The sequence below is a fragment of the Dactylosporangium siamense genome (genome assembly GCF_016862795.1).
GTDB classification, from domain to species: domain Bacteria; phylum Actinomycetota; class Actinomycetes; order Mycobacteriales; family Micromonosporaceae; genus Dactylosporangium; species Dactylosporangium siamense.
This window is the reverse complement of sequence record NZ_BONQ01000019.1, coordinates 43,998-53,136: the sequence shown is the minus strand read 5'-3', so window position 1 is coordinate 53,136 and position 9,139 is coordinate 43,998. Positions and strand designations below refer to the sequence as shown.

The 9,139-nt window shown below is 72.9% G+C and carries 8 protein-coding genes; 4 read left to right on the top strand and 4 right to left on the bottom strand.

All coding sequences use genetic code 11. From position 1 onward, the window contains the following. Nucleotides 1–38: 38 nt before the first annotated feature. Together Dsi01nite_RS05750 and Dsi01nite_RS05745 are read right to left on the bottom strand one after the other, a co-directional pair. Nucleotides 39–1,943 (bottom strand): GMC family oxidoreductase, encoded by a 1,905-nt coding sequence (locus tag Dsi01nite_RS05750; RefSeq protein ID WP_203844972.1) that lies wholly within the window; start codon nt 1,941–1,943, stop codon nt 39–41. A 12-nt stretch (nt 1,944–1,955) separates the two neighbouring features. Continuing rightward, nucleotides 1,956–3,371 (bottom strand): glycoside hydrolase family 15 protein, encoded by a 1,416-nt coding sequence (locus tag Dsi01nite_RS05745; protein WP_203844971.1) that lies wholly within the window; start codon nt 3,369–3,371, stop codon nt 1,956–1,958. Between the two features lie 309 nt (nt 3,372–3,680). Between Dsi01nite_RS05745 and Dsi01nite_RS05740 the strand changes: the two genes are divergently transcribed. Continuing rightward, nucleotides 3,681–4,385, top strand: coding sequence for a hypothetical protein (locus tag Dsi01nite_RS05740; RefSeq protein WP_203844970.1), 705 nt, complete (start codon nt 3,681–3,683; stop codon nt 4,383–4,385). Here Dsi01nite_RS05740 and Dsi01nite_RS05735 read toward each other — a convergent pair. Both Dsi01nite_RS05735 and Dsi01nite_RS05730 read right to left on the bottom strand, forming a co-directional pair. Then, nucleotides 4,382–5,680: an MFS transporter gene (locus Dsi01nite_RS05735; protein ID WP_203844969.1), complete on the bottom strand. Its 1,299-nt coding sequence runs from the start codon at nt 5,678–5,680 to the stop codon at nt 4,382–4,384. The genes Dsi01nite_RS05740 and Dsi01nite_RS05735 overlap by 4 nt on opposite strands. Next, nucleotides 5,681–6,490, bottom strand: a complete 810-nt coding sequence (locus Dsi01nite_RS05730; protein WP_203844968.1) for an SDR family NAD(P)-dependent oxidoreductase — start codon at nt 6,488–6,490, stop codon at nt 5,681–5,683. Nucleotides 6,491–6,551: 61 nt separating this feature from the next. On the opposite strand from Dsi01nite_RS05730, the gene Dsi01nite_RS05725 reads away from it, so the two are divergent. From Dsi01nite_RS05725 to Dsi01nite_RS05715, 3 genes are all read left to right on the top strand, one after another. Next, nucleotides 6,552–7,772 carry a DUF1444 domain-containing protein gene (locus tag Dsi01nite_RS05725; protein WP_203844967.1) on the top strand — a complete coding sequence of 407 codons (1,221 nt, stop codon included), beginning with the start codon at nt 6,552–6,554 and terminating at the stop codon, nt 7,770–7,772. A 71-nt stretch (nt 7,773–7,843) separates the two neighbouring features. Beyond that, a complete protein-coding gene (locus Dsi01nite_RS05720; RefSeq protein ID WP_203844966.1) occupies nt 7,844–8,659 on the top strand; it encodes a hypothetical protein in 816 nt (271 codons plus the stop codon). A 5-nt stretch (nt 8,660–8,664) separates the two neighbouring features. Next, nucleotides 8,665–9,024 (top strand): GntR family transcriptional regulator, encoded by a 360-nt coding sequence (locus Dsi01nite_RS05715; RefSeq protein ID WP_203844976.1) that lies wholly within the window; start codon nt 8,665–8,667, stop codon nt 9,022–9,024. Nucleotides 9,025–9,139: the final 115 nt, after the last annotated feature.

Genomic DNA, 9,139 nt, shown 5'->3' with positions numbered 1-9,139 from the left:
ACCCCCTGATGACCGGCCCGAGACGCTTCGCTGGCCGGTCATGCTCCCACCCCCTGCAGCTGCGCGATCCGGATCGGCGACTGCTCCTGGTCGAGCTGGGTGAGCATGGCCCGGGCGCTGCGCAGGCAGAGCGCGGCGATGGTGAGGGTGACGTTGGCCGTCCCGATGGTGGGCAGGCTCCCGCCGCCGACCAGGTACAGGTTCCGGTGGTCCCAGGACCGCTGGTCGACGTCGACCACCGACATCGACGGGTCGGTGCCCATCATGTGCGTCCCGGCCAGGTGGTTGCCGCCGCGCACCTCGTAGCCCTGCCCGTCGTACGTGGCGTAGCCCCAGAAGTTCGGGTCGTAGTCCGTGTGGTCCTCCGCGCCGAGCCGGGCGAAGATCCGCTTGGACAGCTGCCGGGCGTAGGCGATGCCGCGCATGGTGTAGTCCGGCGTGGAGTAGCTCAGGATCGGCCGCATGTTGCCGAGATGGTCGGTGTACGCCGGGTCGACGCTCACCCGGTTGCTCGGGTTGGCCGGGACCTCGACCATGAACGCCAGCTGCAGCTGCCGCGACAGGCGGTCCACGAGCCCCTGGCGCAGCGTCTCGCCGTAGCGGCCGCCGTTGTCCACCAGGTCGATCAGGTCGGTCGTCGGCGCGCCGCGGGCCCAGCCCCAGCCGTCGTTGTGGATGTCGACGCTGAACGCGGCCTGCCGCCGGCGGAACCGGCCGCCGCGCAGGTCCGTGATGCCGCCCGTGCAGTTGGTGCCCCGCCACGTGCCGGCGACCTCCGGCATCAGGGCCCAGGCCAGCAGGTAGGCGTGGTCCATGAAGTTGCGGCCCATCATGCCGCTGGAGCTGTGCAGGCCGGACGCCAGCATCAGCCGCGGGTTCTCGACCGCGTTGGCGGCCAGCACGAAGATCCGGCCCCTGGCCCGGACCGTGGTCCACTCGGTGCTGTCCGGGCGCTCGTAGCGGCGGTACTCGATCTCCCTGACCCGCCCGGTCTCCTCGTCGATGTGCACCTTGTACGCCACCGCCTGCGCGACCAGGTCCACCAGGCCGCTGCGCAGCGCCGGGGCGAGGGTCTTGCCGGCGTTGTACTTCGCCTGCACCGGGCAGATCGGCACGCAGTTGTTGTTGCCCTGGCAGCGGCCGCCAACCTCGACCTGGTACGTGCTGACCGCGCCCTTCGGGAGGTAGCCGTCACCGCCGTCGTAGGCCGGGTTGGGGATGCCGTTGCGGCCCTGTGGGAACGGCCGCACCTTCAGTTCGGTCCGCTCGCCGTCGAGCTCGACGGGCATGCCGTCCAGGTCTTTGGCCACCATCTTGTCCAGGTACGACAGCGGCAGGCCCTTCATCGGGAAGACGTAGCCGTCGTCGAACGTCATGCCGAGGTAGGCCTGGTCCTCGACGTCGGCCGACACGCCGATCTCCCGTTCGGCCTCGTTGTAGTACGGCGCGAGGTCGTCGTAGCCGATCGGCCAGTCGTTGCCCTCGCCGTACAGGGTGCGCATCCGGAAGTCGTCGGGCAGCATCCGCAGCGTCTTGGCCTCCCAGTGCATGGTCGTGCCGCCGAGCACCCGGGTGTACGTCGTGTCGGTGGCGAACGGCCCGCTCTGCACGATGTACGCCGAGGCGTCCGGCGTACCGGGGAAGATCTTGCGGGCGTCGGTCCCCCGCGGCATCGGCGCGTTCAGGCTGACCGGGTACGGCGCCTGGTTGTCCTTGCTCGTCGCGGAGTAGAAGCGGTCGAGGTAGCTCTCGTAGCCGCGCAGGGTCAGGTCCTCGGCCGGTCCGGCCTCGAGGATCAGCACCCGCTTGCCGGCCTCGCTCAGCCGCGCGGCGATGATGGCGCCGGCGATCCCGGCACCGACGATGACCGCGTCGTAGAGGACCTCGGCGGCGTCGTCGTGGTCGGTGCGGTTCGCCGCGCCCTCGGGGAATTTCACGTACATCGAGCTACCCCTTCAGACGGCGGCGGCGCGGGCGCGCATCGCCGACAGGTAGGAGGCGTAGCTCCAGGTGAGGTTGTGGACGCTGCGCTCATATCCGGTGGTGCCGTCGAACTGCTCGGAGATCTCGAAGTTGTCGCTGTGGTACACGACCGCCCGCACCATCGCGTCCCCGGTCGCGACCAGGGCCTTCGCGGCGGCGTCGGCGGGGGTCGTGGCGGTGATGCCGGACTGGGCGAAGAACGGGGCGGACAGGTCGTCGATCGGGATCCGGCCGCTCGACCTGACCGCGGCGGCCAGCCGGTAGTGCAGCTCCGCCACGTTGCAGGTGGACAACGCCCACGGGTGGCCGCCGAGCACCGGGTGGGCGGTGTCGCCGTCGTAGACGTCGCCGGGGTAGCGCCCGAACATCGGGCCGAGGCCCAGCGCCCGGTCGGCCCGGTTGATCGGGTAGAAGGCGATGCCGCCCTCCTCCCATTGGGCCCGCAACTGGGCGGCGGTGGCCAGCAGCTTCGGGTCGTCGTAGGGCACCGCGCCGTAGACGGCCGCCTGGACGATGTCGATGTTGGGGTCGTACCCGCTGACCACCGGGCGCTGCGGCGAGGGCGCGCTGCCGTCACCGGGGTCGGCCACCATGCTGACGTACTTCGTGCCGTCCCAGTGCCAGTCGAGGGCCTGGCGCAGCCAGTCGATCGCCGGCTGCAGCCCGTCCGGCTTGTCGATCCCCTGGACCCGGGTCGCCTGCACCTCGAGGAAGCAGCGCAGCTGCGCGGCGCGGGCGAAGAAGCTGTAGCCGACGTGCTCCTCCCACAGGTTCGTCGTGGGATCCCTGTACACGCCGAGGAGGAAGGCGACGTTGGCGTTGACGAGCGCGACCGCGGTCTTCCGGACGCCGGGGTCGAGCTGGTCGTAGGCGGCCAGGATGGTGACCGACTGCAGGGCCGGCCCGTCGTTCTGCTCCGTCCACGGCCGGGACTCCCCCGCGATGGTGAAGCAGGCGTGGCCCTTGGTCGGCTGGGCGTTGCCGTGGCAGAGGTCGGCGAACTGGACGTAGTCGTTGAGCGTCTGGACCGACCCGCCCGGCCGCTCCGGCAGGCCGGCGTGCGCGACCTCCATGGCGGTGATGGCGCCGTCGCGCACCCAGTTGAAGACGTAGTCCTCGTCGATGCCGGCGGTGTCGGCCGGGAACGACGGGGCGGCGATGACGCAGCCCGGCCTGGAGTCCTTGGAGTAGTCCCCCGGCGCCTGCGGGTCGCTGAAGGTGAACCCGTCACTGGCGATGTTGCGGAACATGAGGGCGTACATCAGTGGCACGAGGGATGGCAGGTCGACGGTCCCGGGCGCCAGGGAGTTCTGGACCTGGGCCCGCGGCTGCGACGTCGCGTCCGATCGGTTGGTCCGGGCGGGCGCGGTGATCGTACTGGTGGACATTCGATGACGCCTTTCGTGCTTCGAGCACGCTCCCGCGACGCCGGCACCGGCTGAGGCGCCGTCGGGCGGTGGGTTGTGTGCTCTAGGGGCGGTTGGCTGCGCGGTGCGGTCCAGTGACAACTGTCGACTCATGCGGTGCCGCTCAGGGGCATCGATCGGCCCCGCCGGGACTCGTCACGATCGGGCCCGACGACCCAAATTCTCCCAGGTCAGAGGCCGGTTATCCGACGTTTGATCACATCGCGCCGGGGCAACGCGGGTCGCCGGGTCGTTTCCCTCGCCCGCGTTGGCTACAGTCCTCGATCGACGATGTCTCCATCGATGGACGAGCAGCGGGGGAACATGGCACCGAACCAGTGGGGACCACCGCCCCAGAACACCGTGCGGCCGCCGCAACGCGACCACACCAAGCTCAGCATCTGGCTGGCGTTCGCCGGCACCATCATCACCGCGATCATCGGCGGCTGCTTCGCCGTCGTCGCGGCCCGCCGGGGCGACAGCCCGCCGCCGGCGGCGACCGGCGCCGCGCCGCCGGCCCCCCGGCAGACGACCTCGGCGGGTCAGCCGCCGGATCCGGGCAACACCACCGCCGCCGCACCCGGCGGCGCCGGGGCGGTCCGGTGGTCCGGGCCGCTCGTCGGCTCGAACGCCGCAGGCGCCGGCCTGGCCGACGCCGTCGAGCTCGACACGAAACCGCCGCAGTCCATGGACAATTCCGAATACAAGACCGATGTGAGCGTCGGCCAGATCGACGGCGACCGGTTCGAGATGCGAACGCCGCCCTTCAGCTCCTCGGCGTCGTTCATGGTCTGGGACGGCGGCGGCGCGCCGGAGTTCGCGCAGTGCAAGGAGGCCGCGACGGCCCGCGGCGTGCACCAGGCGCCCATGGTCGAGGTCGGCGCGGTGCTCTGCGTGCGCACCACCGAGGGCCGCGTCGCCAGGCTCACCGCGAAGAAGATCGACGCCAAGGCGGGCTCGGTCACCTTCGACGCCGTCGTCTGGGAGGCGGCCTAGCCGCCGCCGCTCTCGCCGTCACTGCCGCTCTCGCCGTCACTGCCGCTCTCGCCGCCGCTGTTGCTCTCGCCGCCGGCTTCGGCTTCGGGGAGCAGCGCGGCGACGCCGAGCAGCAGTGGCGACGCGGCAAGGGCGGCGACGATGACGGCCGCGCCGCCGGCGAGGAACGGCGCCCGTAGCCCGAGCCACTCGGCGAGCAGGCCGCCGAGCACGCCGCCGATCGGCAGGCTGCCCCAGCTGACGAAGCGGTGGACGCTGCCGACCCGACCCAGCAACCGGTCCGGCACGACCGCCTGGCGCACCGAGGAGGACAGCACGTTCCACGTCATCGTGGCGAAGCCGAACCCCGCGCCGGCCGCGCCGGCGACCCACGCGTTGGTGGTGAGGCCCGTGGCGGCGGTGGTCACGCCGTGGCCGAGCGCCGACGCCAGCATGACGGGACCGGCGTGCCGCCACCCCCGCCGGTCGGCGACGAAGGTCGCCGCGACCGCGCCGACCGCGACCGCACTGCTCAGCACCGCGAACCCGATCGCGCCGAGGCGGAGCAGCTCCAGGGCGTAGAGGACGAAGACGGCCAGGGTCATCGCGCGGGCCAGGTTCATGACCGTGACCACCGCGGTCATCCCGACCAGCAGCGGCCGGTGCCGCAGCCAGCGGGCGCCCTCGCCGATGTCGCGCAGCATGCGGCGGACGCCGCCGCGGCTCTGATCCTCACCCTGATCGGCCCGGAACGTGCCGCGCACGCGGCGCAGCGCCGCGGCACTGGCGGCGAAGCTGACCGCGTCGAGAACGAACGGGACGGCCGGTGCCAGCCGGAACAGCAGGCCACCCAGCGGCGGGCCGAGGAACTCGTTGGTGGTCAGCTCCACGGCGGACAGCCGGGCGTTGGCGCGGGGTAGCTGGTCCTTGCCGACCACGCGCGGCAGGATCGTCGGGGCCGCCACGTCGTAGAGGACCTCGCAGATCCCGAGCGCCAGCACGAACCCGTACAGCAGCAGCATCCGGGTCGTGCCGGTGAACACGGTCAGCGCCAGCAGCGCGGCGACGGCGCAGCGGGCCAGCTGCACACCGATCATGAGCCAGCGGCGGTCGTACCGGTCGGCGGCCGCGCCCGCGAAGAGGCTGACCAGCAGCCACGGCAGCTCGGCCGCGATCGTGATGCCGGCGACCGCCATCGGGTCGCGGGTGATCGTGGCGGCCAGGAGCGGCACGGCGATGAGGCGGACACCGTCGCCCAGGTTGGAGACGCCGGAGGAGATCCAGAGCCGCCGGAAGTCGGTGCCGAGCTCGCTCACCTAGACGCCGACGGCCGCCGCGCTCGCGTCCCAGAGGGCGGTGGCCGCTTCCCGGTCGCCGGCGTGCGCGGCCGGCCTGGTGAGTTTGTGCCCGACGTAGTAGCCGCCGTCGGTCAGCTCGGCGGCCGGGGTGGTGGCCAGCCAGACCAGCAGCGCGCCGGCCTTCTCCGGGGTGGTCAGGAACGGCGCGAACCGGTAGACCAGCCGGACCGCGCCCTCGCCGAAGTTGGTGCGCACGACCCCGGGGTGGAACGAGACGCTGGTGATGTCCGGCCAGCGGCGCGCGGCCTCCGCGGCGAAGAGGATGTTCGCGGACTTCGCCGCCCCGTAGGCCCGTCCCCAGCGGAACTTCTCCGGGTCGCCGGTGAAGTCGTCGGGGTCCGGGCGGCCCTGCGTGTGCACCCGGGACGCGGTGTTCACCACCCGGCCGCCGGTGAGCCGCTCCCGCAGCAGGGTCGTCAGCAGGAACGGGGCCAGGTGGTTGCCCTGGATCGTCGCCTCGTAGCCGTCGACCGTGCGCCGGTAGCCGCCGACCATGCCGCCGGCGTTGTTGGCGAGGACGTCGATCACCGGATACGTGTCGAGGAGGTACGCGGCGAGGTCACGCACCTGCGCGAGCCGCTCGAAGTCGGCCTGGAACCGGCCCGGTTCGCGGCCGCCGCCCGCGGCCCGCACCCGCGCGACCGCCGCGTCCAGGCGCTCCGTGGTGCGCCCGACGACCACCACCTGATCGCCCTGGGCGGCGAACCGCACCGCCGCCGCCAGCCCCACCCCGGAACTCGCACCGGTGATCACCACAGTTCGATCCATCGATGCAGTATCCCTCACCACGGCCCCGCGCGACGGGCGGCGAACCGGTACCGTGCCGCAGATGTCTTCCAAAAAGGACTTCGCCGGCATCGTGCTCGCCGCGATCCGTGCGGCGGGGGTGGCCGACGCGCAGTACCAACGGGACCAGTTCACGATCGCCGTCCGGCGCGACTCCCCCGACGAGTCGCCGACCCACATCTACCTCGGCAACCTCTACAGCGAGTGCGAGGGCGTCGAACCCGACGAGCGCGACGAGCGCGTCGCCGCCTTCGTGGCCGCCATCGTCGACGTCTCCGAGACCCCCGACACGTGGGACGAGGCCTGGCCGCTGCTGCGCCCCCTGCTGCGCCCCGACACCCACCACCTCGCCGTCGCCGACACGATCGAACACGTGCGCCGGCCGGCGTGGCCGTTCGTGTCCGAGTTCGTCGTGGTCGACCTGCCCACGAAGATGGCGTTCGTCACCACCAAGGACCTCGATCAGTGGGGCGTTCCCGAGGCCGCGGTCTTCGACCAGGCCCGCCACAACCTGTCCGGCTCGGCCCAGGCCACCGCGGCCGACCTCACCGCCGAGTCGAAGCGGCTGATCCGGCTGGTCGACGACGGCAACGCGTACTGGGCGTCGCATCTCTTCGTCGACGGCTGGCTGGCCGCCATCGCCCCGACGGACGGCGGCCGTCCCCTGTTCTTCGTCCCCGACACCACCGGCGCGCTCCTCGTCGGCACCTCCCCCGATGACGGGCCCGGCGACCTGGCCCCGATCTTCGAGCTCATCGAGTCCCAGTACCGCGAGGCCCCGCGCCAGATCTCGCCGGTCGCCTACACCGTCGACGACACCGGCGCGGTGGTGCCGTTCACCGTCCCGGCCGGGCACCCGCTGCACGCGATCACCCACCGGTCGGAGGTGCTGCTGGCCGCGCGGGAGTACGCCGCCCAGGCCGAGCACCTGGAGCAGTTCGAGTTCGACGACCCGATCTGGGGCGACGACCTGATGATGCCGTTCGTGGCGCGGTACAGCGTCGCGGAACAGCCGGACGGGTCCGTGTTCTCGGCCACGAGCTGGGCGGACCGGGTCGACACGCTCCTGCCGCGGGCCGACATCGTGGCATTCGGCTCCGACGGGGCCGACGGGCCCGAGGTGTTCTTCGTCGCCTGGGACGACGCCGCGCGGGAGGTGGACCTGGTGCCGGACGCGGCGCTCCTGCCGGAGCGGTTCCGGCTGCGCACCTGGCCACCGCCCGAGGTCGTGGAGCGGCTCCGGAGGGTCGCCGTCGAGCTCTGAGCCCTTCCGATTGACTTGTCGCAAGTCTTGTCGCACGATGTTGAGACAAGGCTTGCGACATAGGAGGGGTCATGCCGGACGAATCGCTGCGGGAGGTCGGTGCGCCGGACCTCGAGGAGGCCCGCCAGTGGCTGGCCGGGCACGACCTGGCCGGCGTCGCGCCGACCCCGGTGCTGGCGGCCCGGCTGGCGGTCCGGCGCCGCGCGCGGCTGGCCGGCGCCGTCCTGCTGGCCGTCTTCATCCTCGCGGTCGCCCTCACCTACGTCAGCGACCTGCCCATCCCGGCCGACGGGTTCGAGCCGTTGCGGCGCGGGTCGCTGCTGGTGCTGACGGCGCTGGTGATCGGGCTGGTGCTGGCCCAGTCGCTGCTGGACCGGTGGGTGCGGCGGGTCGACGGGCGGGCCGCCGCGACGTTGCCGCGGCGGGCGGCGCACTCGGTCCGGCCCGGCTGGCGCACCGTGCTCGGCCGGCCGCGGGCCGCGGTCGCCGTGACCACGTTCGCCGGCGCGACGGCGCTCGCGGTCGGCGCCCTGACCGTGCGGGACCCCACCACGAGGTATGCGGCGGTCGTGCTGCTCATCGGGCTCGGCGGGGTCGCCGTGGGCACGGTCGCACAACTGCGGCACGTGCTGACGCATCCGGCGGTGGCGGACGACGAGGACTCGTTGACCGCCGACCTCGCGATGCGGGTCGAGGACGCCCGCGAGATCGCCACGCCGGCCGCCGTCTGGTCGCTGCCGGTCGCGTCGGTGTTCACCACCGGGCTCGGCTGGTGGCTGGCCGCCTGGATGGCCTTCATCGTCCTGACCACCGTCGCGCTCGTGCTGGTCAACCTGCGGACCGCGCGCAGCGGCGTGGTGGCGCGGCAGGCCACGAGCGCCCGGTGAGCCGGATGCTCGTCATCGACCCGGCCTCGCCCGTCCCGCCGTTCGAGCAGCTCCGCGCCCAGCTGGCCGCACAGATCCAGGACCGCACCCTCGCCGTGGGCACCCGGCTGCCGACCATCCGCCGCCTGGCCGCGGACCTCGGCCTGGCCGTCAACACCGTCGGCCGGGCCTACCGGGAGCTGGAGGAGGCGCGGCTGATCGAGACCCGCGGCGCGGCCGGGTCCTTCGTGTCGGCGGCCGGCGAGGAGGGCCGCGAACGGGCCGGCCGCGCCGCCGCCGAGTACGCGGCCATCATCGCCAGCGTCGGCCTCGACACCGACGAGGCCATCCGCATCGTCCGGGCGGCGCTGACCAGGGGCGGATGACCGGGCCCGCGGCGGGCGGCCGGGGCACGACGGCGCGGACCCGCCCGCCGTGCAGGACCGCGAGCGGGTCGCCGCCGGCCCGGGCGAAGGCGTCGTCGACCGGCTCGCCGGCGCC